Source organism: Streptomyces sp. NPDC046805 (assembly GCF_040645355.1).
In the GTDB taxonomy this organism is placed as follows: Bacteria; Actinomycetota; Actinomycetes; order Streptomycetales; family Streptomycetaceae; genus Streptomyces.
Window position 1 is genome coordinate 35,541 of record NZ_JBEYYC010000022.1, and the last position, 23,198, is coordinate 58,738.

At 72.0% G+C, this 23,198-nt stretch carries 18 protein-coding genes; 11 read left to right on the forward strand and 7 right to left on the reverse strand.

Annotation, left to right across the window (positions count from 1 at the left end):
* Nucleotides 1-55: 55 nt before the first annotated feature.
* From ABZ910_RS23185 to rfbC, 5 genes are all read left to right on the forward strand, one after another.
* A complete protein-coding gene (locus tag ABZ910_RS23185) occupies nt 56-493 on the forward strand; it encodes a MarR family transcriptional regulator (protein WP_361368233.1) in 438 nt (145 codons plus the stop codon).
* 7 nt (nt 494-500) lie between these two features.
* Entirely contained in the window at nt 501-1,913 is a 1,413-nt protein-coding gene (locus ABZ910_RS23190; protein WP_361368236.1) for an MFS transporter, read from the forward strand.
* 19 nt (nt 1,914-1,932) lie between these two features.
* Nucleotides 1,933-2,514, forward strand: coding sequence for an isochorismatase family protein (locus tag ABZ910_RS23195; RefSeq protein WP_361368238.1), 582 nt, complete (start codon nt 1,933-1,935; stop codon nt 2,512-2,514).
* A gap of 123 nt (nt 2,515-2,637) precedes the next feature.
* The gene (locus tag ABZ910_RS23200) at nt 2,638-4,611 is read left to right on the forward strand and encodes a glycosyltransferase (protein WP_361368242.1); all 1,974 of its coding nucleotides are present in this window, start codon (nt 2,638-2,640) and stop codon (nt 4,609-4,611) included.
* Nucleotides 4,612-4,615: 4 nt separating this feature from the next.
* Nucleotides 4,616-5,212 (forward strand): dTDP-4-dehydrorhamnose 3,5-epimerase, encoded by a 597-nt coding sequence (rfbC, locus tag ABZ910_RS23205; RefSeq protein ID WP_361368245.1) that lies wholly within the window; start codon nt 4,616-4,618, stop codon nt 5,210-5,212.
* A gap of 1 nt (nt 5,213) precedes the next feature.
* Here rfbC and ABZ910_RS23210 read toward each other — a convergent pair whose 3' ends face one another.
* From ABZ910_RS23210 to ABZ910_RS23235, 6 genes are all read right to left on the reverse strand, one after another.
* Nucleotides 5,214-6,017 (reverse strand): class I SAM-dependent methyltransferase, encoded by an 804-nt coding sequence (locus ABZ910_RS23210; protein WP_361368247.1) that lies wholly within the window; start codon nt 6,015-6,017, stop codon nt 5,214-5,216.
* Nucleotides 6,014-6,895 carry a dTDP-4-dehydrorhamnose reductase gene (rfbD, locus tag ABZ910_RS23215; protein ID WP_361368250.1) on the reverse strand — a complete coding sequence of 294 codons (882 nt, stop codon included), beginning with the start codon at nt 6,893-6,895 and terminating at the stop codon, nt 6,014-6,016. The genes ABZ910_RS23210 and rfbD overlap by 4 nt, the downstream gene beginning before the upstream one ends.
* Entirely contained in the window at nt 6,892-7,863 is a 972-nt protein-coding gene (gene rfbB / locus ABZ910_RS23220) for a dTDP-glucose 4,6-dehydratase (RefSeq protein WP_361368253.1), read from the reverse strand. The genes rfbD and rfbB overlap by 4 nt, the downstream gene beginning before the upstream one ends.
* Entirely contained in the window at nt 7,860-8,927 is a 1,068-nt protein-coding gene (locus tag ABZ910_RS23225) for a glucose-1-phosphate thymidylyltransferase (RefSeq protein WP_361368256.1), read from the reverse strand. The genes rfbB and ABZ910_RS23225 overlap by 4 nt, the downstream gene beginning before the upstream one ends.
* Before the next feature lie 94 nt (nt 8,928-9,021).
* Nucleotides 9,022-9,297: a hypothetical protein gene (locus ABZ910_RS23230; RefSeq protein ID WP_361368259.1), complete on the reverse strand. Its 276-nt coding sequence runs from the start codon at nt 9,295-9,297 to the stop codon at nt 9,022-9,024.
* A gap of 79 nt (nt 9,298-9,376) precedes the next feature.
* Nucleotides 9,377-11,827 (reverse strand): SpoIIE family protein phosphatase, encoded by a 2,451-nt coding sequence (locus ABZ910_RS23235; RefSeq protein ID WP_361368488.1) that lies wholly within the window; start codon nt 11,825-11,827, stop codon nt 9,377-9,379.
* Nucleotides 11,828-12,119: 292 nt separating this feature from the next.
* Between ABZ910_RS23235 and ABZ910_RS23240 the strand changes: the two genes are divergently transcribed.
* Complete coding sequence (locus ABZ910_RS23240; RefSeq protein WP_361368491.1) at nt 12,120-14,261, forward strand: SpoIIE family protein phosphatase; 2,142 nt, start codon at nt 12,120-12,122, stop codon at nt 14,259-14,261.
* 264 nt (nt 14,262-14,525) lie between these two features.
* Here ABZ910_RS23240 and ABZ910_RS23245 read toward each other — a convergent pair whose 3' ends face one another.
* On the reverse strand, nt 14,526-15,902 hold the full coding sequence (locus tag ABZ910_RS23245) for a S1 family peptidase (RefSeq protein WP_361368262.1): 1,377 nt from the start codon (nt 15,900-15,902) through the stop codon (nt 14,526-14,528).
* 252 nt (nt 15,903-16,154) lie between these two features.
* Here ABZ910_RS23245 and ABZ910_RS23250 point away from each other — a divergent pair, with 252 nt between their 5' ends.
* From ABZ910_RS23250 to ABZ910_RS23270, 5 genes are all read left to right on the forward strand, one after another.
* Complete coding sequence (locus tag ABZ910_RS23250; RefSeq protein ID WP_361368265.1) at nt 16,155-16,568, forward strand: PaaI family thioesterase; 414 nt, start codon at nt 16,155-16,157, stop codon at nt 16,566-16,568.
* A gap of 451 nt (nt 16,569-17,019) precedes the next feature.
* Nucleotides 17,020-17,235: a type A2 lantipeptide gene (locus ABZ910_RS23255; RefSeq protein WP_361368267.1), complete on the forward strand. Its 216-nt coding sequence runs from the start codon at nt 17,020-17,022 to the stop codon at nt 17,233-17,235.
* A gap of 104 nt (nt 17,236-17,339) precedes the next feature.
* Nucleotides 17,340-18,146, forward strand: a complete 807-nt coding sequence (locus tag ABZ910_RS23260) for an HlyD family efflux transporter periplasmic adaptor subunit (RefSeq protein WP_361368270.1) — start codon at nt 17,340-17,342, stop codon at nt 18,144-18,146.
* Entirely contained in the window at nt 18,143-20,365 is a 2,223-nt protein-coding gene (locus ABZ910_RS23265; RefSeq protein WP_361368273.1) for an NHLP family bacteriocin export ABC transporter peptidase/permease/ATPase subunit, read from the forward strand. The genes ABZ910_RS23260 and ABZ910_RS23265 overlap by 4 nt, the downstream gene beginning before the upstream one ends.
* 1 nt (nt 20,366) lies before the next feature.
* Entirely contained in the window at nt 20,367-23,192 is a 2,826-nt protein-coding gene (locus tag ABZ910_RS23270; RefSeq protein WP_361368276.1) for an NHLP bacteriocin export ABC transporter permease/ATPase subunit, read from the forward strand.
* The last annotated feature ends 6 nt before the right edge of the window (nt 23,193-23,198 follow it).

Consider the following 23,198-nt stretch of genomic DNA (forward strand, 5'->3'; position numbering starts at 1 on the left):
GTGGGCTGAACAGCCTGGACTGGACAGTCCAGACTGAAGATCCTAGGGTGGCGGCATGGTCGACATCTCCGACTCCGCCGCACGCGCCGCACGCGACCTGCGCGTCGTGTTCAGCCGGCTGCGGCGCCGTATCCGGGAGGTCGCGCAGGACACGGACCTCACCCCGTCCCAGGAGTCGGCGCTCACCCTGGTCGGCAAGCACGGCGCCGCCACGGCCAGCGCGCTGGCCTCGGCCGAGGGGGTGCGGCCGCAGTCGATGGCGGCCACGCTCGCCGCGCTCGACCAGCACGGCCTCATCCGCCGCGCCCCCGACCCCGACGACGGCCGCCGGCAGCTGGTCACCCTGACCGACGTCGGCCGGGCCCGCGTCGAGGGCAACCGGCAGGCGCGCGAGGAGTGGCTGGCGCGCGCTTTCCAGGACCGGTTCACCGAGGACGAGCGGCGGACGGTGCTCGCGGGGCTCGCGCTGCTGGAACGACTCTCGGAGCAGTGATGCGGCAGTGATACCTAGGCTCATCGGACGCGTCGGACGGCGCACACGTCCCTCCCCCACGGCATTCGACCGTCGCCTGATCCCGCCGATGGTCCTGGGTTCCGTGCTGAACCCGGTCAACTCCTCGATGACCGCCGTGGCGCTGGTGCCGATCGGCATCGCCTTCGGGGCGCCGCCGGCCGAGACCGCCTGGCTCGTCTCGGCGCTGTACCTGGCCACGGCCGTCGGGCAGCCGGTGATCGGGCGGCTCGTGGACATGTACGGGCCGCGGCGGCTCTATCTCGCCGGTACGGCCCTGGTCGGCGTGGCCGGGATCATCGGCGCGCTCGCGCCCACGCTGGGCGTGCTGATCGCGGCGCGGGTGCTGCTGGGGTTCGGGACCTCGGCCGCGTATCCGGCGTCCATGCGGCTGACCCGGAGCGAGGCCGAGCGCACCGGCCGGGACAGCCCGGCGGGCGTGCTGACCGCGCTCGCCGTCGCCAACCAGACCGTGTTCGTGGTCGGCCCCGCCCTCGGCGGGCTGCTGATCGGGGTCGGCGGCTGGCGTGCCGTGTTCACGGTCAACGTGCCGCTCTCGGCGGCCTGTCTGGTCCTCGGCGCCCTGCGGCTGCCCCGGCTCGCGAAGGACCCGGCCACGGACGACCAGCGCGGTGTGGACGTGCCAGGCATGGCCCTGTTCGCGGTCATGCTGGTCTCACTGATGTTCTTCCTGATGAGCCCGCGGGCCGCCCACTGGTATCTGCCGGTACTGTCCGCCGCCGCGGCCGCCGCCTTCGCGGTGCGCGAGCTGCGGGTGCCGGACCCGTTCGTCGACCTGCGGGTGCTCGGCGGCAACGTCCCGCTGCTGGCCACGTATCTGCGCCAACTCCTCGGCTACGTCACCGCCTACGGCTTCATGTACGGCTACACGCAGTGGCTGGAGCAGGGCCGGGGGCTGAGCGCCTCCACGGCGGGCCTCGCGCTGCTGCCGCTGTCCGCCACCGCGCTGGCGGTCTCCAGCCTCACGGGCCGCCGCGAGGCCGTGCGCACCAAGCTGGTCGTCGGCTCCGTCCTCCAACTCGCGGGAAGCGCGGGGCTGTTCCTCATCGGCGCCGGCAGCCCGCTGTGGGCCCTGTTCGCCGTCGGCGCCGTCCTGGGCGTGCCTCAGGGGCTGATCGGACTCGCCAACCAGAACGCCCTGTACCGGCAGGCCGATTCCGCGCGCATCGGCTCCGCCGCCGGGCTGCTGCGCACCTTCACCTACCTCGGTGCGCTGGGCGCCTCCGCCGCCACCGCGGCGTTCTACCCGCACCGTGCCGACACGGCCGGGCTGCACGGCCTGGCCCTGTTCATGCTCGCCGGATCGGCCCTGCTGCTGGCGACGACCCTCCAGGACCGTTCCCTCGGTTCCCTCACTCCCCGCACCGCCTCAACCCGGTAACCCCTGAAAGGCCCGAACCATGGCACTCACCGCCCTCGACCCCTGCACCGCCCTGGTCGTCATCGACCTCCAGCGCGGCATCGCCGGCGCGCCCACCCAGCCGTACAGCGGCCCCGAGGTGGTGGCCCGCTCGGTCGAGCTCGCCGACGCCTTCCGGGCCCGGGACCTGCCCGTGGTCCTGGTCCGGGTCTCCTTCGCCGCCGACGGGGCGGACCGGGTTCCCGGCCGCACCGAGCACCAGAGCGACCGCGCCTACCCGGAGGGCTGGGACGTCATCGTGGACGAACTCTCCGGCCACGAGGGCGACATCCACGTCACCAAGCACAACTGGGGCGCCTTCCACGGCACCGATCTCGACGTGCAGCTGCGCCGCCGCGGCGTCACCCAGATCGTGCTCACCGGCATCGCCACCAGCATCGGCGTCGAGTCCACCGCCCGTGCCGCGTACGAGCACGGCTACCACGTCACCGTCGCCACGGACGCCGTCACCGACCTGGCGCCGGAAACGCACGACAACAGCATCCGGAACATCTTCCCGCGGCTCGGCGAGACGGGGACGACGGCCGAGATCCTTCAGCTCCTGGACAAGACGCACGGCTGACCGCCGGGGCGCGGCCCCCGCGGAGGGTGGACGCACCTCCCACAGGGAGCCGCGTTAACATTCGGCCACGCATACCGTGCCACCGAGGCAACTGGTAGCGAAACCAGGGTGATTGGAAGCCGGATGCCGGTCAAGGTCAGCGTCATCGTCCCCGTGTACAACCCCGGGCCGTACATCGAGGACTGCGTCGCCTCGCTGCTGCGGCAGTCGCTGCCCCCGGACGAGTTCGAGGTCGTCTTCGTCGACGACGGCTCCACCGACGAAACCCCGGCCAGGCTGGACCGGCTCGCCGCCGAACACCCGCACTTCCACGTCGTCCACCAGGAGAACTCCGGCTGGTCGGGCCGACCGCGCAACGTCGGGATCGACGCCGCCCGGGGCGAGTTCGTGATGTTCGTCGACAACGACGACTACCTCGGCGACGAGGCCCTGGAGCGGATGTACGACTACGGGGTGGCGAACAAGGCCGACGTGATCGTGGGCAAGATGGCCGGCAAGGGCCGCCCGGTGCCGGTGGAGCTGTTCCGGCGCGACCGCCCGCACGCCACCGTCGAGAACGCGCCACTGATCGACAGCCTCACCCCGCACAAGATGGTCCGGCGGACGTTCCTGGAGCGCACCGGGCTGCGCTTCCCCGAGGGGCGGCGCCGGCTGGAGGACCACGTCTTCGTCACCGAGGCGTTCCTGCGCGCGGACAACGTCTCGGTGCTCAGCGACTACGTCTGCTACTACCACGTGAAGCGCGAGGACGCCGCCAACGCCGGCTTCCAACGCTTCGACCCCGTCGGCTACTTCAAGAACCTCCGCGAGGCCCTCGACGTCGTCGAGCGGTACACCGAGCCGGGCAAGGTGCGGGACCGGCTGCTGCGCCGCTGGCTGCGCGTCGAGATCGCGGACCGGATGCGCGGCCGCCGACTGGTGGAACTGCCGGACGACTACCGTCGGGAGGTGTTCCAGGAGGTGCGCGGTGTGGTCCTCGAACGCTTCGGCCCGGGCGTCGCGCGGGGCCTCGGACCGGGGCAGCGGATCGTCGCCGCGCTGATCCGGGACGACCGCTACGACGACCTGGTCGCCTTCGCCGCGTGGGAGGCCCGGGTGGGGCCCCGGGCCGATCCGACCGGCGTCTCCTGGCAGGACGGCACGGTGCGCGTCCGGTTCACCGTCGAGTTCGGGTCCGGCGGCGAGCCGGTCACGTTCCCGGCCGAGGGGGACCGCACCCCGGCGGCCACCGCGCCGCGGGACGTCGAGCAGGCGATGGCCTGGATGGGCGGGGACGCCGTGCACGGCTTCGGGAAGGCGAGCGTCGACCTGATCCTGCGCGACCGCGCCACCTCCGCCTCGCACTTCCAGCCGGTCGAGATCACGCGCGAGCGGATCCCGTCCGAAGACGGCCGCGTCCGGCTGGTGCTGCACGCCACGGCCACCGTCGCCCCCGGCGAGGCGGCGGGCGGCGTCCCGCTGTACGGCGGCCTGTGGGACATGTACGTACGGGTCGGCCTCGGCGGCTGGACCAAGGAGTGCCGGCTGGGGCCGGACCCGGATGAGGACCGTCCCGCGCCGCCCGCCGGAGTCGTCGCGGGCCGCGTGGTGCTGCCGTACTGGACGAAGTACGACAACCTCTCGCTCGATGTCGACCGGGCACGCAAGTCGCTGGGCCTGGGCCGCCTGGCCCCCGAGGACGCCGCGGTCTCCGGCGACCAGCTGCTGAGCATCGCCCTGCCGCTGTACGTCCACGACCGCACCGAGGTCGCGGTGCGGCTGACCGACACCTCGTCGGGCCGGATCCTGTCGCGGACGGGGAAGCTCACCCCCGCCGACGGCGTCGGCTCGCTGCTGGAGGTGGAGATGGGGCTGCCGGAGATGAAGGGCGCGGCCTGGCGGCTGCAGCTGTCCGTCACCGACGGCGACAGGGCCGACGGGGTCGACGGAGTCGATGGGGCGGACCGGGAGCAACCCCGTTTCCTGCGGCTGCCGCTCGTGCTGCGCGTGGACCGGACCGGCGCCGTCGAGGTGGTCCGGGTCGCGCCTGCGGGCCTGCTCCGGCGGTTGGTGCGCAAGGTGCGGCGCGTGGTGCGCGCCGCGGGACGAAGGGTGTGACGGAGTGCGGGAACTGGGGATAGCGGACGCCTGGGTGCTGGAGCCGCAGGTGTTCGCGGACGAGCGCGGCGGCTTCCACGAGTGGTACCGGGGCCCGGAGTTCCGGGAGGCGACCGGGTACGACCTCGGCGTGGCCCAGGCCAACTGCTCGGTCTCCCGGCGCGGTGTGCTGCGCGGGATCCACTTCGCCGATGTGCCGCCGGGCCAGGCCAAGTACGTGAAGTGCGTGCGCGGGGCCGTGCTGGACGTGGTGGTGGACCTCCGCGTCGGGTCACCCACGTTCGGCCGCTGGGAGGCCGTACCGCTCGATGACGAGAAGCACCATGCGGTGTTCCTCGCCGAGGGGCTCGGGCACGCGTTCATGGCGCTCACCGACGATGCCACGGTGGTGTACCTGTGCTCGACCGGGTACGCGCCGAAGCGCGAGCACGGAGTGCACCCGCTCGACCCGGAGTTGGGCATCACCTGGCCCAAGGGCATCGAGCCGGTGCTGTCCCAGAAGGACGCCGAGGCGCCCTCGCTGAGCGAGGCGGAGCGGTCCGGTCTGCTTCCTTCGTACGCGGACTGCTCCGCCCACTACCAGCGGCTGCGCGGGCAGTAACTCAGCGCTGGGCGCTGAACGGCTCCAGGGCGCGGCGCAGGGGGTCCCAGCCGCGGGACCGCTTGGTGCCCCGGTTGCGGGCCGCCACGAGGGCCTGCCAGAAGCCCGCGGACACCAGATCCTCGGGCTTCACGGCCGTCGTCCGCTCGAGGATCGACTCGGGCACCTTCTGCGGGTCGGGGACTTCGAACTCCGCGAGAATGTCGTCGTAGTTGTCCTTCAGCACCGTGTTGTCCGGGTCGGCGCCGAAGACCAGGAGCTGGCCGGTGGGCGCGGTGTCGGCCAGGACCGTCACCAGGTCGGGACGGTGGCGGTGGAGGATCTCGACGAGCTTGTAGACGTCCCCGGTCCAGGCGTTGGTGTGGCGGTCGCGGGCCGCCTCGTCCACGTTGCGCGGCAGCATGTCGTCGAAGACGATCACGCTGGCCCAGTCCGAGTGCTTCTCTATGTTGATGAAGTCACGCAGCGCGTACTCGAACAGGTGCATGCCGTCGATGAACGACAGGTCCAGGGTGGTGCGCTGCCAGTAGCCGAACGGGCTGCGGTTGCGGGCCAGGTTGCGCAGCGGGTGACGGCCGCCCCTGAGGTGCGCGAGGGGGTTGTCCCGCGCGAAGAAGTCGTCGCTGGTCGCCTTGGCCAGGTGCACGTCGCAGCGGATCTCCGCGACCACCTTGAACGCGGGGTCGACCGCGATGCTGGGGACCCGGGACAGCGTCAGGCTGCGCCCGTCGTTGACGCCGATCTCCAGGTAGTTGCGGTTGGCGCTGACCTTGTGGAGCTCCCGGAGGAACTCGTGCCGTTTCACTGAGACATCTCCTTGCGGATGTGGGGCAGTGCTTCGTGCAGGGCGGACCGCCAGTCCCTGGGCGGCTGAAGGCCGATCTCCCGCCAACGGGCGTGCCCGAGGGCGCTGTAGGCCGGACGGGGCGCGGGCCGCGGGAAGGCGTCGGTGCCGGTGGGGCGCACCCGGTCCGGGTCCGCACCGACGAGCCGGAACACCTCGCGGGCCAGTTCGTGCCAGCTGGCCTCGCCGGAACTGGTGGCGTGGAAGATACCGTGTACGCCCGCTTCCCGGGAGACCCTGGCGCCGACGTCCGCGATCCGTTCGGCGACGTCCGCGCTCCAGGTCGGCTGTCCGCGCTGGTCGTCGACGACGTCGAGGGTGTCCCGGCGGGCCTCGAGCGCGAGCATCGTGCGGACGAAGCTGTGCCCGTGGGCGCCGTACAGCCAGGCCGTGCGCAACACGGCGCTCCGGCCCGGGAGTTCCTCCAGGACCGCGCGCTCCCCGACGAGTTTGGTGCGGCCGTACGCGGTGCGCGGGTCCGGGACGTGGTCCTCCGGGTACGGGGAGGTGCGGGCCGCGCCGTCGAAGACGTAGTCGGTGGAGACGTGGATCAGGCGGGCGCCGCGCTCGGCGCAGGCGCGGGCGAGCAGTCGTGGCCCGTCGCCGTTGACGCTCAGCGCCCGCGCCTCGTCGGTCTCGGCGTCGTCGACGCCCGTGTACGCAGCGCAGTTGACGACCACTTCGGGCCGGTGCTCGTCCAACGCCCGCCGTACGGAGTCGGGTTGGGTGATGTCGAGGGCGGTACGGTCGAGGCCGGTCACGTCCTCGGCGCGGCGGAGCAGCTCCGTGACGGTGTCCCGGCCGAGCATGCCGCCCGCGCCGGTGACCAGCCACCTCATCGGGACTCCCGCCCCTTCAGCGGCTCCCACCAGCCGCGGTTGTCGCGGTACCAGGCGACCGTCTCGGCGAGCCCGGTCGCGAAGTCGCGGCGAGGGCGGTAGCCGAGCTCGTCGCGGGCCTTGCTCCAGTCGACGCTGTAGCGCAGGTCGTGGCCCTTGCGGTCGGTGACGTACGCGACCCGGTCCCAGTCGGCGCCGCAAGCCTGGAGCAGCACCCCGGTGAGCTCCTTGTTGCTCAACTCCGTGCCGCCGCCGATGTTGTAGACCTCGCCGGGGCGGCCCTTGGTGCGGACGAGTTCGATGCCGTGGCAGTGGTCCTCGACGTGCAGCCAGTCGCGGACGTTGCGCCCGTCGCCGTACAGCGGGACGTCGTGGCCGTCCAGCAGGTTGGTGACGAACAGCGGGACGACCTTCTCGGGGAACTGGTGCGGGCCGTAGTTGTTGGAGCAGCGGGTGACCCGCACGTCCAGGCCATGGGTACGGTGGTACGCCAGGGCGAGCAGGTCGGACGAGGCCTTGGAGGCGGAGTACGGGGAGTTGGGGGCCAGCGGGTGGTCCTCCGGCCAGGAGCCGTGCTCGATGGAGCCGTAGACCTCGTCGGTGGAGACGTGCACGAACGGGCCGACGTCGTGGCGCAGGGCCGCGTCCAGCAGCGTCTGGGTGCCCACCACGTTGGTGAGGACGAACTCGCCCGCCCCGTCGATCGACCGGTCCACATGGGACTCGGCGGCGAAGTGCACGACCTGGTCGGCCTCGGCCATGAGCTTGTCGACCAGTTCGGGGTCGCATATGTCGCCCTGGACGAAGGCGAGTCGGGGATGGCCGAGGGGGAGGTTGGTGAGCGTGCCGGCGTAGGTGAGCTTGTCGAGCACCGTGACGCGGGGCGCGTCGGGTGCGTCGTCGGCGAGGAGGGAGCGGACGTATGTGGAGCCGATGAAACCGGCGGCTCCGGTGACGAGGAGATTCATGAACGGATCTGCACCTTGCTGTGGTCTCCGAGGACGAGTCGATGGGCACTGGGCACTCCGGCCGTCGGGGTCACCTCGACGTGCCGGCCGATCAGCGAGCACTCGATCCTGCCCACCCCGTCGATGGAGGAGTCCCGCAGCACGATGGAGAACTCCAGCTCGCTGTCCGTGATCCGGCAGTTCTCGGCGACGGAGGTGAAGGGGCCGACGTAGGAGTCGCTGACGACGGTCCCGGACCCGATGACGACCGGGCCGACGATCCGGGAGTTCGCTATCCGCGCCCCCTCCTCGATCACCACCCGGCCGACGGTCTCGCTCGCGTCGTCGACCTCGCCGTCGATCCGCCGCCGCATCCCTTCCAGGACGGTGCGGTTGACCTCGAGCATGTCGTCGACGTTGCCGGTGTCCTTCCAGTAGCCGTCGATGATCGTGGAGCGTACGTCGGCCCGGATGTCGATGAGATGCTGGAGGGCGTGAGTGATCTCCAACTCGCCGCGCCAGGACGGCTTGATGGCGCGCACGGCCTCATGGATGACGGGGGTGAACAGGTAGACACCGACCAGGGCCAGGTCGCTCTTCGGGTGCTCCGGCTTCTCCTCCAGGCTCACCACCCGCCCGGACGGGTCGAGTTGGGCGACGCCGAAGGAGCGGGGATCGGGGACGCGGGTGAGCAGGATCTGGGCGTCCGGGCGGCTGGCGCGGAACGCGTCGACGAGATCGCTGATGCCGCCGACGACGAAGTTGTCGCCGAGGTACATCACGAAATCGTCGTCCCCGAGGAACTCCCTTGCGATCAGCACCGCGTGGGCGAGACCGAGGGGTCGCTCCTGGGGTATATAGGTGACGCCCAGGCCGAACTTCGACCCGTCGCCGACCTCCTCCTCGATCTCGGCCGCGGTGTCACCGACGACGATCCCGACGTCGGTGATGCCCGCCGCCGCGATGGACTCCAACCCGTAGAAGAGAACAGGCTTGTTGGCGACCGGGACCAGTTGTTTCGCCGACGTGTGGGTGATCGGCCTCAGTCGGGTACCGGCGCCGCCGGCGAGCACGAGTGCCTTCATTGGCCACACCCTAGTAGCGCTCGTACGGATCGGACCTTTGTTTGACTTAATGGTTGTTAGGTCATTACGTCCGCGGTACCGCGAGCGATGTGCGTCAGGCCTCCTCCGGGGACCCCGCCGCCCGTCCCACCTCCGCCTCGACCTCGCCGCGTGGCCGGCCCTCGTCCCGCGCGTACTCGCTCACCGCGGCCTGCAGGTCCCGGGCCAGGTCGCGCCAGGCGCGCAGCGCGGTCTCGTAGGTCTCGGTCTGCGCACCCGTCAGATCGGCCGCGGCCGGCGGACCGTACGCGTCCCGCAGTCCCAGGACCTGCTCGTGGGCCGCGTCGGCCGCGCGTTGCTTCGCCACGAGTTCCTCGAAGGTGTGTGCCACGCCAAGGACCCTAGGCACGGGGCCGTCGCCCGCCGTTCCGACCTGCCGGGCGTGGCGCGCACCCGCACCCGTGTGGCCGTCAGCCGTCGGGCACGATGTCGGCCCACACCTGTTTGCCGCCGCTCACCGGCACCGTCCCCCATGCCGCCGACATGGCCTCCACGAGGAGGATGCCCCGGCCGCCGGTGGCCTCCCAGCTGATGCTGGTGGGCTTGACGGGGGTGCGGGGCGAGCCGTCGGCGACGGACACACGGAGCCGGTGGTTGACCCGGGTGAGGTCGAGGCGGATCTGGCCCTCGGTGTGCACGAGGGCGTTGGTGACGAGTTCGGAGACGACGAGGAGTACGGCGTCCTTCTGGTCCGCGGGCACGCCCCAGGTGCGCAGGGCGCGCCGGGTGAAGCGGCGGGCGTGGGCGACGGCCTCCGGGACCCGCCACACCGTCCAGCTCTCGCGCAGCGGGCGGACGGCCATGCCGTCGTAGCGCATCAGCAGCAGGGCGACGTCGTCGCGGCGCTGTGCGCCGCCGAGCAGTGCGTCGGCGACCAGGCTGAGGTGGGCCGGGTCGGCGGCCGCCAGCTCGCGGGCGAGCCGGTCGAGCCCCGCGTCGATGTCCTCCTCGGCGGTCTCCACCAGACCGTCGGTGGTCAGCGCGATCAGGGTGCCGGGCTGCAGCCGGAGCGGGGTCATGGGGAACTCGGCCTGGGTGACCACGCCGAGCGGCGGGCCGCCCTCCGCCACGACGACCTCGGTACGGCCCTCCGGGTGGCGCAGCACGGGTGGCAGGTGTCCGGCGCGCACGCACCAGGCGGTGCCCTCCTCCATGTCGACGTCGACGTAGGCGCAGGTGGCGAAGAGGTCGGTCTCCATGTCCAGCAGGAGGCGGTTGGCGTGCGAGACGACCACGTCCGGCGGGTGCCCTTCGGCCGCGTAGGCGCGCAGGGCGGTGCGCATCTGGCCCATCAGGGTGGCGGCGCCCGCGTTGTGCCCCTGGACGTCGCCGATGACCAGGGCGACGTGGTTGTCGGGCAGCGGGATCACGTCGTACCAGTCGCCGCCGACCTCGAGCCCGGCGGTGGTGGGCAGATAGCGGGCGACGGCCACCGCTCCGGGCAGCTTGGGCAGGCGGCGCGGCAGGAGTGTGCGCTGGAGCATGCCGACCAGTTCGTGCTCGGCGTCGAAGGCGTGGGCGCGCATCAGGGCCTGCCCGGCGAGGCCGGCGGAGGCGGTGAGCAGGGCGCGCTCGTCGGGGCCGAAGTCGTGCGGGTCGTCCCAGCCGATGAGGCAGGCGCCGGCCATGCGGCCGTCGGCGGGCAGCGGCAGGACGGCGAGTCCGCCGGGGCCGACCTCGGCGAGGGCGGGTTCCAGGGTGGTGCCGGCGGGCCAGATCTGGGCGCGGCCCTCGTTCAGGGCGGCGGCCAGGGTGGGCATCGCGCGGACCGGCGCGTCGGGCCACTCGGTGCGCCACTCGGTACGCCACAGCTCGGGCCAGGCCTCGGGCTCGGGCGGATCGAGGACGGTGACCACGAGCCGGTCGTTCTCCAGCTCGGCGAGCGCGATCCGGTCGGCCTGGAGCGGCTTGCGCAGGGCGGCCACGACGGCGTGGCCGACGTCCTTGACGGTGCCCGCGGTGGCGAGCGCGGCGGCGAGGCGCTGGACGCGGGCCACGTCGGTGACGTCGGAGCGCAGCTTGGAGGCGTCCGCGACCGTGCCGACGAGGCGGGCCGGCCGACCCGCGCCGCCGGGCAGCAGCCGCCCGCGCAGCCGGAGCCACTTGGGCGGCCCGGAGGGCTGCAGGACCCGGAACTCCAGCTCGCGCTCGCCGAGGGACATGTGGTCGGCCTCGACGACGGACATCAGCGCGGGCAGGTCCTCGGGCACGGTCAGCCCGAGCAGCCGCTCGACCTTGCCGTCGAACTCGTCCCGGGCGATCCCGAACAGCTCCAGGATCTCGTCGCCGACCGAGACGCGGCCGGTGTCCATGGCCAGGCTGAAGGCATCGGCGGCCGGCTCGTCGGGGTCGGCCGCGCGGGCCTGTGACGGCAGGGCGACCGCTTCGGCGACCAGCGCCAGGCAGTCGCGGGCCTCGGCGTCGAAGCCGCCGGCCCCCTCGGACACGGCGACCAGGCAGCCCTCACCGCCGCCCACCGGAAGCGCGGCCACGGAGAAGTCGGGGAACGGGGTGCGGCGCGCCTCGGGGCAGCGGGCGAGCTCTTCGGGACCCAGCCGGACCGGCTGCCCGGTGCGGTGGGCCTGAGCAGCGGCGGACTGCCCGGAGGCGGAGTAGCTGTCGCGCATTCCGTACAGCGAGCGGGGCAGCCCCGCCGACTCGGTCAGGCGCAGCCGGGTGCCCCCGTCACCGGGGGTGTACACCCCGGCGAAGACCGCACCGGCGAAGACGAGCGCCTGTTCCAGGATGCGGCGCAACCGCTCGGGCGAGTTCGGCTCGGCGGTGAGCGTCTTGAGGGCACATTCGGCACGCTCCGATCTCGTTCTGCGTATCGCAGCGCCCTCAGTGACCACGTCCGCCATTACAGCGCTTATGAGCCGCCTGCGCAGCCCCTGTGGACGTTCCATTCGCGCCATGGCGACGGTCGTGTTCCGGCCGGGGCCTGGGACCAAACCTGAAGACACCGAAAACATCGAAAGAGACCGAAAATCAACACCGTTGGACACCGAAACCGTCGGTGAGGGCACGGCTCCGGTCGGGCGCGGGGCACCGGGGCGGGCCGCCACCGGGCGCTCACCGTGCGCCGCGCGCCGTCATGAGGGAGCCTTGATCCCTGGGGGGGGCGACGCGCGGCCGGGCGAGGAGGTGGTCGACGTGTCCGACGGGCAGGCATCCGCGCGGGCGTCGGCGGCCGCCAGGGCGCGGACGGGCCGACCGCTGCTGTCGCTGGCGCTGACGGCGATGATGGAGGACGTCCACGCGCACTCCGGCGCGGTGTATCTGCTGGCGCCCGACGAGCCGGTGCTGGAGATGGCGGTGACGGCCGGGCTGCCCCGGGCGTTCGCGGCGCCGTGGGAGCGGGTGGGGCTGAGCGCACCGATCCCGGTCGCCGACGCGGTCCGCAGACGGGGGCTGGTCTGGGTGGGCGGCCAGGAGGAGATGGCGCGCCGCTATCCGCGCGTCGCGATGGCCCTGCCGTACCCCTTCGCCCTGGCCGCGCTGCCCGTGGCGACCACGGACACCCTGTACGGCGCGGTCTTCGTGACCTGGCCCGGTTCGCATCCGCCGGTGCTGTCCGAACGGGAGCGGCGTCAGCTGTGGCCGGCCTGCAACCGGCTCGCGATACGGCTGGAGGGCGTCACGCGGGAGAGCCATCCCCTGCTGCACGAGAGCGACCTGCTCGACGCGTCCGCCGCGGCGGCGCCGGGCACGCTGGGGTCGACCGAGGCGGCACGGCTGGTGTCCCGGCTGCCGTACGGGCTGCTCTCGCTCGATCTGCACGGCAGGGTCGGCTACGCCAACGCCGCGGCCGTCGAGCTGCTCGGCGCGCCGGCCCGGGATCTGCTCGGCACCCAGCTGTGGGCGTCGGTGCCGTGGCTGAACGACCCGATGTACGAGGACCGCTACCGGGCCGCGCTGATCAGTCAGCACGTCACGTCGTTCGTGGCGCTGCGGCCGCCGGACGACTGGCTGTCGTTCCGGCTGTTCCCGGACACGTCCGGGCTGAGCGTGCGCATCAGCAGGGCCCGCGCCGTGGCCGACATGGCGCGCGACGCGCCGCAGGCCGGTACGGGCCTGTCCCGGCTGGTCACCATCTCCCAGCTGCTGACCCTGGCGGGCGCGCTGACCGAAGCGGTCGGGGTCGACGACGTGGTCCAGCTGGTCGCGGAGGAGATCGCGCCGTCCGTGGGCAGCCAGGCGTTGGCGATCCTCGGGTCGCAGGCCGGCCGGCTGCACGTGATGGGGCACCGGGGCTATCCGGACCCGAAGGTCGTGGAGCGGCTCCACGGCGCGCCGCTGACCGACCGGATACCGGGCTCGCACGTGCTGCGCACAGGGGTACCGGCGTTCTTCTCCTCCCGGGAGGAGCTGGAGCGGCTGTATCCGAGCCGGAAGGAGTCGCGGGACGGGTTCGCGGCCTGGGCCTATCTGCCGTTGATCGCGTCCGGGCGGCCGGTGGGCACCTGTGTGCTCGCCTACGCACGGCCGCATGTGTTCCCCGCGGACGAGCGGGCCGTTCTGACGAGCCTGGGCGGGCTGATCGCCCTGGCCCTGGAGCGGGCCCGGCTCTACGACAGCAAGCACCAGCTCGCGCACGGCCTGCAGGCGGCCCTGCTGCCGCACGTGCTGGCCCGGCTGCCCGGCATCGAGGCGGCCGCGCGCTATCTGCCGGCCACTCAGGGCATGGAGATCGGCGGCGACTTCTACGACCTGGTGCCGACGCGGCCGCAGCCGGCGGCGGTGATCGGCGACGTCCAGGGGCACAACGTGACGGCGGCCGGGCTGATGGGGCAGATCCGTACCGGAGTACGCGCGTTCACGACCGGCGGCCAGGCGCCCGACGAGGTCATGCGCAGCACCAACCGGCTGCTCATCGACCTCGGCTCGGAGCTGTTCGCGAGCTGTCTGTACCTGCGGCTCGACCCGGGGTGCGGGCGCGCCGTGATGACGCGTGCCGGGCATCCGCCGCCGCTGCTGAGACGACCCGACGGGCGGGTACGCATCCTGGACCTGGCCGGTGGCCCCTTGCTGGGCATCGACGCGGGGGCGTCGTACCCGACCACGGAGGTCGCTCTCGAGCCCGGCTCCGTCCTCGCCCTCTACACCGACGGACTGGTCGAATCCCCCGGCGTCGACATCGAGGACGCCCTGTGCGGGCTCGGCGACGTGCTCGCCTCGGCCGGGGACGAGCCCCTGGAACGCCTGGTCGACCAACTCGTCCTGCGGGGCGCGGTGAACGGGGAGCGGGTCGACGACGTGGCCGTCCTCCTGCTGCGGGCCCTCGGGGACGACTGAGCACCGGGCGCGGACGACGACGGCCCGGCGCCGGGCGCGGACGACGACGGCCCGGCCCTCCGGGACGGAGGGCCGGGCGGCGCCGGGCCGTCCACCGCCGGACGGAGACCCGCTGATGCGGCCGGACGGCGGGTCTCGGCGTCGGTGGGCCCGGCGGTCATGGGGGTCGGGGGCTCCCTGGGTCAACAGAGCCCGGCAGTAAGGGAGTTCAGGTCGTTACGGACCTCGGACTCGGTGGGGGACCCGCGCTCGGTCGGACCCGGCTCAGTTGGACCCGGTCACGGCCGAGCCGTCGTCCGCACCGCTCCCGGACATGTCACCGCTCCCGGACGCGTCACCGCTGCCGGACGCGTCCCCGGCGCCGCTCTGGTCGTCACCTGCCGCCCCGGCCCCGGACGGGTCTGATGCCGAGGCGGACGGGTCCGCCGTACCGCCGGCGCCGTCGCCGCCCGCCTGCTGGTCGCCGGCACCGTTCTGGTCGCCGGCTCCGGCCTGGCCGCCGTCGCCGAGGGTCGCGCCGGTTGCCTGGAGGGCCGCGGTGACCGGCTGGAAGAAGGTCTCGCCGCCGTTCGTGCAGTCGCCGCTGCCGCCGGAGGTGAGGCCGAGGGCGTTGCCGTCCTGGGTGAACAGCGAGCCGCCGCTGTCGCCTGCCTCGGCGCAGACGTCGGTCTGGATGAGGCCGGTGACGGTGTCGACGCCGTTCGGGTCGGTCTCGCTCTGGAAGTTGACCGTGGCGTCGAGGCCGGTGACCGTGCCGTCGTGCAGGCCGGTGGTGGAGCCCATCCGGAAGACGGTCGCGCCGACGGTGGCGTCGGCCGCCTGCTTGATCTGGACGGTCTGCCCGTTGCCGACGTTGACCTCGCTCGGCGCCTGGGTGGTGGCGTCGTCGTACTTGACGAGGGAGAAGTCGTTGCCGGGGAACTTGGCCTGGTCCACGGTGGCGACGGGCTGCCCGCCCTGGGAGTCGGCCCAGTCCTTGGCCGCGACGCCGCAGTGACCGGCCGTCAGGAAGGCGGGACTGCCGTCGGACGCGGTGACGTTGAAGCCGAGCGAGCAGCGGACGGTGCCGCCCTCGGCCTGGGAGAAGATGGCGTCGCCGCCCGACGCGAAGGTCTTGAAGGCGCCGGCCGACTTCTTGAGGGTCGCCATGCCGGAGCCCAGGTTCTGGACGGTCGACTCCAGTCTGTCCCAACGGGCGCCGGTGACGGAGCTGTCGGCGGTGACCTGGACCTTGTTGGTGCGGGGGTCGACGGCCCAGGAGGTGCCCGGGATGCTCGCCTCGGTCTTCAGGGTCCGGGCGGCGGCCTGGAGCGCGGAGGTGGTGTTGTCGACCTTGCGGACGGCCGCGCCCGCCTTCTGCGCCTGCACGATCACGTTGTCGTCGCCGCTGACCACGTTGACGACGAGCTGCTGCTTGCCGCTGTCGTAGTAGGAACCGGCGAGGGCGTCGCCGAGCTGCCGCTGCAGCTTCGCGGAGAGGTCCGAGGCGTCCGCCGCCTTCAGGGTCCTGGGGGCACCGGCGCCGGCCGCCGCGTCCTGGGACGCGTTGGCGTTCGGCAGCAGGAACGCCGCCGCTCCGAGCGCCGCGACACCGCCCACGGCTATCGCTGCGTTGCGCTTCGGAATTCGCTTGTGACTCAAACTTCTCGACCTCCTGGGGACGGGGTCTCTGCCGCTGTCGGGCAGTTGGTCGGGGCGCCTGGATGGCCATAGGTACGCACGGGGCGGGTGATGCGTTCAGGTCCGTTTGCGGGGCGGCTTTGCGCAACGGTCCCTTCCCGTACGCCGACTGACCCGACGTCACCCGCGAGGCGGCCGCACCCGTAGGCCGCGTTCGCGTGTCGTCGGCCGTGTTCCGCGTGCCGTCGGCCGGAGGCGGGAAGACTCCCTCACATGACGATGACCACCGCCGAGGCCGACAAGATCCTCTCCGCCAACTTCGCCCCCTGGGTCCTCGACCTCGGGCTGTCGGTGGAGGGGGTGGACGAGGACCGGGCCGTCCTGCGTCTGCCCTGGTCGGAGCGGCTGTCGCGGGAGGGCGGCGGGCTGTCGGGTCAGGCGCTGATGGCCGCCGCCGACACCGCGACCGTGATCGCCGTGTCGGCGGCGCGGGGCGGGTTCGTCCCGATGACGACGGTGCAGCAGTCGACGTCCTTCCAGCGGGCGGTGACGGGTTCGGACGTTCTGGTCGAAGCGGTCCTCGGCAAACTGGGCCGCCGGATGGCGTTCGCGGAGATCACGATGACCGTCGAGGACTCGGGCGCGATCGCGGCCCGCGCGAGTACGGTGTACGCGCTCCTCGGCTGACACGGTCGGCAACCGATCGGCGACGGTCCGTTGCGATCGGTCGGCGAAATCCTCGCTTCAGGGAATCTGCACATCCCGTTCCCAACCAAGTCACCGTGACCGGCGAACGACCCCTGCCACCCGTCCCATCCCGCACCTTTGGCACTAAGTGCCGGATTCGCCGACCCATGGGCAAGCGTTCATATGTGCCGATGCCGCGCACGATGTGAAGGACTTGCCACCAATCCGTGCACACGCCTGCACGGATGACCCCTACTGAGGATCAAGTCCCCTGGTGAGACAGGTGATTGATTGGATGCGCGAGCCGCGCGCGTGCTTTGATCCATCGCACCGCAGGGTCCGCACCGAGCTTTTCGGAGACGGAGGGCCGGTGCCTGCGGCCGGCGGCCCACCTGAACCACAGGCGTGCTGCTCTTTCCTTATGAATATCCATATGAAGGGAAGTTCCATCATGAACTCCACCCCCCAGGTTGAGACCGTCGAGATCGCCGACGCCGAGCTCGACAACGTCTCCGGCGGCCTCGCCCTCAACGCTGTCGGCACCGCCACGGGCCTGGTGGACGGCGTCGCCCCGGTGTCCCCGCTCGTCAACACCGCCGTCGGCACCGTCGAGGGTACGACCGGCGTGAGCACCGCCCCGGTCACCAACCTGGTCTCCGGTCTCTGATCGAGCCTCGTTGCCGTTGAGTCCCGGAGCCGGTTCCCGGTTCCGGGGCTCTCGGGCGTCCAAAACCACGTCGTCACGCAGTCTCTCCAGGTGAGGGAAGTTCCGTGCAGTTCCGCCAACAGGCCCTCGCCAAGCTCCAGTCTCCGGAGGAGCTCGACCTTCCGGTGCGCCTCGCCCGCCCACAGGGCTGGCTCGCGCTGTCGATCACGGTCGTCGTGATGGCGACGGCTTCCGTGTGGGCGGTGACCGGATCGGTCGCCTCCACGGTCGCCGCGCCGGCCATCCTCACGCACGGGCAGGGCAGTTACATCCTGCAGAGCCCGGTCGCCGGCCAGGTCACGGCCGTTCTCGCCAAGGAGGGCGAGCGGCTCCCGGCCAACTCCCCCGTCCTGCAGATCCGTACGAGCCAGGGCACCGCCGTCGTCCGCACGGTCGCCGCGGGCCGGATCACCGCGCTCGCCGCCACCATCGGCCAGATCATCCAGACCGGCGCCAACGTCGCCGCGGTGGAGAAGATCGGCCAGGCCACCGACCCCTTGTACGCGACGGTCTACGTGCCCGCCGTGAACGCCGCGTCCATCCCGGCGCACGCCGCGGTCGACCTGACGGTGTCCTCGGTGTCGACGCAGGAGTACGGCGTGCTGCGCGGCCAGGTGAAGTCGGTGGACCGCACCGCCCAGTCGGCCCAGTCCATCGCCGCGTTCCTCGGCGACGACCAGCTGGGCAAGCAGTTCACCGCGGACGGCCGGCCCGTCGCCGTGCTCGTCAAGCTCGACCGGTCGACCGACACGAAGAGCGGCTACCAGTGGTCCTCCGCCGAGGGACCGCCGTACAAGCTCGAGTCCATGACCATGGCCACGGGTTCGATCCGGCTGGCCGACCAGCGTCCCGTCGATTGGCTGCTCCCGTGACCACCGCCCAGGAGACCCGCGGCAGGCGCCGCTCCACCCCGCCCAAGCGGCCGACCCCCAAGGGCAGCGCCAAGACCGTCCGCACCCCCACCGTGCTGCAGATGGAGGCCGTCGAGTGCGGCGCCGCCTCTCTCGGCATGGTCCTCGCCCACTACGGCCGCCATGTCCCGCTGGAGGAACTCCGCATCGCCTGCGGTGTCTCGCGGGACGGCTCGCGCGCCAGCAACCTGCTGAAGGCGGCCCGCAGTTACGGGCTGACGGCCAAGGGCATGCAGATGGACCTGGCCGCGCTGGCCGAGGTCACGTCCCCGGCCATCCTGTTCTGGGAGTTCAACCACTACGTCGTCTACGACGGCATGGGCCGCCGCTTCGGCCGCCGTGGGATCTACATCAACGACCCCGCCAAGGGCCGTCGTTTCGTGCCCATCGAGGAGTTCGACGGCAGCTTCACCGGCGTCGTCCTGACGCTGGAGCCGGGCGAGGGGTTCGAGCGCGGCGGGCGCAAGCCCGGCGTCCTCGGCGCGATGCCGGCCCGGATGCGCGGCACCGCGGGCACGCTGCCCGCCGCGATCCTGGCCAGCCTGCTGCTGGTGTTCGTCGGCGCGGCGCTGCCCGCGCTCAGCCGCACCTACATCGACATGTTCCTCATCGGCGGCCAGACCTCGCTGCTCGGCGTGCTGTTCGCGTCGATGGGCACCTGCGTGCTGCTCACCCTGGTGCTGACCTGGCTGCAACAGGCGAACCTGCTGCGCGGCCGCCTCATCTCCTCCACCCTCTCCAGCGCCCGCTTCCTGCGCCATCTGCTGCGGCTGCCGGTGACGTTCTTCTCCCAGCGCAGTCCGGCCGACCTGGTGCAGCGGCTCCAGTCCAACGACCAGGTCGCCGAGACCCTGGCCCGCGACCTCGCGGCGGCGGGCGTCGACGCGGTCGTGGTCGTGCTGTACGCGGTGCTGCTGTACACCTACGACCCGCAGCTGACGTTCGTCGGCATCGGCGTGGCGCTGCTCAACGTCGTGGCGATGCGGTTCGTCGTACGGCTGCGCGCGACGCGTACGGCCAAGCTGCGCGCGGACACCGCCCGGCTCACCAACACCTCGTACACCGGTCTGCAGCTGATCGAGACGATGAAGGCGACCGGCGGCGAGGACGGCTACTTCCGCAAGTGGGCCGGGCAGCACGCCGCCACGCTGGAGGAGCAGCAGCGGCTCGGCGTGCCGAGCGCCTGGCTCGGTGTGGTCGCGCCGACGCTCGCCACGTTCAACAGCGCGCTGATCCTCTGGATCGGCGGTTTCCGGGCGGTGGAGGGCCATATCTCGGTCGGTCTGCTGGTCGCCTTCCAGGCGCTGGTGGCCCGGTTCACCGCCCCGATCACCCGGCTCAACGGCGTGGCGGGCCGCATCCAGGACTTCGCGGCCGACGTGGCCCGGCTGAAGGACGTCGAGAACTTCCAGGCCGACCCGCTCTACGCCCGGGCCGGCTCCGGCGAGTCCACGCGCCGGCTGCGCGGCCACGTCGAGCTGGAGAACATCTCCTTCGGCTACAGCCCGCTCGACAAGCCCCTGCTCACCGGCTTCGACCTCACCGTCGGACCGGGTCAGCAGGTGGCGCTGGTCGGCGGTTCGGGCAGCGGCAAGTCGACGGTCTCCCGGCTGATCTCGGGCCTGTACGCGCCCTGGGAGGGCGTGATCCGCATCGACGGGCAGCGCCTGGAGGACATCCCGCGCGGCGCGCTCGCGTCCTCGGTGTCCTTCGTCGACCAGGAGGTGTTCCTGTTCGAGGGCTCGGTCCGCGACAACGTGGCGCTGTGGGACCCGTCGATCCCGGACGACGCCGTGGTGGAGGCGCTGCGTGACGCGGCCCTGTACGACGTGGTGATGCGCCGCCCCGGCGGCATCCACAGCCAGGTCGAGCAGGACGGCCGCAACTTCTCGGGCGGGCAGCGCCAGCGGCTGGAGATCGCGCGGGCGCTGGTGCGCCGGCCGAGCATCCTCGTCCTCGACGAGGTGACCAGCGCGCTCGACGCGGAGACCGAGCAGATCGTGATGGACAACCTGCGCCGGCGCGGCTGCGCCTGCGTGGTGATCGCCCACCGGCTGAGCACCGTCCGCGACAGCGACGAGATCGTCGTGCTCCAGCACGGCACGATCGTCGAACGCGGGCGGCACAGTGAGCTGGTGGCACTCGGCGGGGCGTACGCCGCGCTGGTCAGGGAGCGGTGAGATGACGACTGTCCAGGAGGGGTACGGGGACGACCTCGTGCTCGGCGCGCTCGGTTCGATGGGCACCCCGATCGACTGCAGCGGTTACAACCGCCTCGACCTCGAAGGCCCGCAGGTGCTGTGGCTGGTCGCGTCCGGCGCCCTCGACCTGTTCGCGGTGGACGCCGTGCAGCAGGGGCACTGGCACCACCTCGGCCGGCTGGAGGCCGGCTCGCTGCTACTCGGCCCGGTGGCCGGTCCCCAGCACACGCTGGTGGCCCGCCCGCTGCGCGACTGCGTGGTGCGCCGCATCAACCTGCGTGAGCTGTACCAGGAGCCGAGCACACAGACCTGGTCGTACGACGAGTACGGCAACCCCCAGTACGTGCCCCCGGCCACGAGCCCGCTGGAGTACGCCCTCGCCCTCGGCGTCGGCCGCGGTCTGGCCGTCCTCTTCCAGGCGCCGATGGCGAACGAGGGGACCACCGAGGTCACGGACGACGACGTGTTCTGGATGCAGGTGCCCCCGGGCAGCGTCCAGTACGGCTCGATGTACGGCGCCGAGGCCACGGCCGACCTGCTGATCGACCCGGCGATGTGGCAGAGCCTGTGTCAGCAGCAGTACCGGCTGCTGACCGCGCTGGACCGCTGGATCGAGCAGCTCGAACGCACCCACGAGACGCGGACTGCGGCCGGTATCAAGGCCGGTGAGGCGGTCCGTGTCCAGGCCGACCAGACGCTGCTCGCGTCCATCGGCAAGAGGTCGTCCCAGCGCACCACCTCCGCGGACGCCGACGCCACGTACGCCGCGTGCAAGATGGTGGCCCAGGCCGCCGGCATCCAGCTCGCCGAGCCCGCGCAGAGCGGCACCGAGAGCGACCGCCTCGACCCGGTCGAGCGGGTGGCCCTCGCCTCCCGGGTGCGCGCCAGGGCCGTACGTCTCGACGGCAGCTGGTGGCGGGACAACGTCGGCCCGCTGGTCGGGCACCGGGCGCTGTCGGGGGCACCGGTCGCGCTGCTGTGGCGGCGCGGCGGCTATGTGGCCGTGCATCCGTCGAGCGGCCGGGAGACGCCGATCGAGAAGGCCAACGCGGAGGAGTTCGAGCCGCGCGGGGTGATGTTCTACCGCCCGCTGCCCGACAAGAAGCTCAGCCCGCTCGGCCTGCTGCGGTTCAGCATGCAGGGCAACCGCGGCGACCTGTTCAATCTGCTGGTCGCCGGACTGGTGACGGTGGTGATCGGCGCGCTGGTGCCGATCGCGACCGGAAAGGTGCTCGGCGAGTACGTCCCGAAGGCGCAGACCGGACTGATCGTGCAGGTCTGCCTGGCGGTGATGGTCAGCGGTGTGGTGGCGGCGGCGTTCATGCTGCTGGAGAACCTGACCATGCTCCGGCTGGAGGGCCGGATCGAGGCGACGCTCCAACCGGCCGTCTGGGACCGGCTGCTGCGCCTGCCGACGAAGTTCTTCACGCAGCGTTCGACCGGCGAGCTGGCCAGTGCCGCCATGGGCATCAGCTCGATCCGCCGGCTGCTGGCGGGCATCGCCCCGGTGGTCGCCCAGTCGGTGACCGTCGGCGTGATGAACGTGGGCCTGCTGTTCTGGTACAGCGTGCCGATGGCACTGGCGGCGATCGGCATGCTCGTGGTCATCGCGGCCGTGTTCCTGGGCCTCGGTCTGTGGCAGGTGCGCTGGCAGCGGCGCCTGGTGGTGCTCAGCAACAAGCTGAACAACCAGGCGTTCCAGACGCTGCGCGGTCTGCCGAAGCTGCGGGTGGCGGCGGCCGAGAACTACGCGTACGCCTCCTGGGCGGCCGAGTTCGCGCGCAGCCGCGAGCTGCAGCAGAAGGTGGGCCGCATCAAGAACCTCAACTCGGTGCTGGGTTCGGTGTACCTGCCGGTCTGCACCCTGCTGATGTTCGTGCTGCTGGCGGGTCCGGCGCGGGGCACGATGTCGGCGGCCGGGTTCCTCACCTTCAGCACCTCGATGACGATGGTGCTCACCTCGGTCACCACGCTGACGGGCGCGTTCGTCTCGGGGGTGGCGGCGCTGCCGCTGTTCGAGGAGATCAAGCCGGTGCTGGAGGCGACCCCCGAGGTGCGCACGGCCAGCACCCGCCCCGGCCCGCTGTCCGGCGGCATCGAGGCCCGCCGCCTCTCCTTCCGGTACGCCGACGACGGTCCGCTCGTCCTCGACGACGTGTCCTTCGAGATACGGCCGGGCGAGTTCGTGGCGATCGTCGGCCCGAGCGGCTGCGGCAAGTCCACGCTGCTGCGGCTGCTGATCGGCTTCGACAAGCCGGTCTCGGGCAGCGTCATGTACGACGGTCAGGACCTGGCTGCGCTGGACCAGTCGGCGGTGCGCCGCCAGTGCGGGGTGGTGCTCCAGCACGCGCAGCCGTTCACCGGCTCGATCCTGGACGTCATCTGCGGCACCGAGCCGTACACGCCGGAAGAGGCGATGGCGGCGGCCGAACTGGCAGGTCTCGCCGAGGACATCAAGCGCATGCCGATGGGCCTGCACACGATCGTCGCCGGAAGCGGCGCGATCTCCGGCGGCCAGCGCCAGCGCCTGATGATCGCCCAGGCCCTCATCCGCCGCCCGCGCATCCTGTTCTTCGACGAGGCGACCAGCGCGCTGGACAACGACACCCAGCGCACGGTCATCGAGAGCACGCGCAAACTCAACGCCACCCGCATCGTCATCGCCCACCGTCTGTCGACGGTGCTGGACGCGGACCGGGTCATCGTGATGGAGGACGGCAAGGTCGCCCAGCAGGGGCCGCCCGCCGAACTCCTCGCGGACACGAACGGCCGCCTGCACGAGCTGGTGCGCCGGCAGATGGCGTAGCCACCG

Coding starts and splice junctions, on each gene's coding strand:
- ABZ910_RS23250 (WP_361368265.1), top strand. CDS start 16,155: ATGACGATGACCACCGCCGAGGCCGACAAGATCCTCTCCGCCAACTTC.
- ABZ910_RS23200 (WP_361368242.1), top strand. CDS start 2,638: ATGCCGGTCAAGGTCAGCGTCATCGTCCCCGTGTACAACCCCGGGCCG.
- ABZ910_RS23270 (WP_361368276.1), top strand. CDS start 20,367: ATGACGACTGTCCAGGAGGGGTACGGGGACGACCTCGTGCTCGGCGCG.
- ABZ910_RS23225 (WP_361368256.1), bottom strand. CDS start 8,927: ATGAAGGCACTCGTGCTCGCCGGCGGCGCCGGTACCCGACTGAGGCCG.
- rfbB (WP_361368253.1), bottom strand. CDS start 7,863: ATGAATCTCCTCGTCACCGGAGCCGCCGGTTTCATCGGCTCCACATAC.
- rfbD (WP_361368250.1), bottom strand. CDS start 6,895: ATGAGGTGGCTGGTCACCGGCGCGGGCGGCATGCTCGGCCGGGACACC.
- ABZ910_RS23195 (WP_361368238.1), top strand. CDS start 1,933: ATGGCACTCACCGCCCTCGACCCCTGCACCGCCCTGGTCGTCATCGAC.
- ABZ910_RS23255 (WP_361368267.1), top strand. CDS start 17,020: ATGAACTCCACCCCCCAGGTTGAGACCGTCGAGATCGCCGACGCCGAG.
- ABZ910_RS23185 (WP_361368233.1), top strand. CDS start 56: ATGGTCGACATCTCCGACTCCGCCGCACGCGCCGCACGCGACCTGCGC.
- ABZ910_RS23235 (WP_361368488.1), bottom strand. CDS start 11,827: ATGGCGGACGTGGTCACTGAGGGCGCTGCGATACGCAGAACGAGATCG.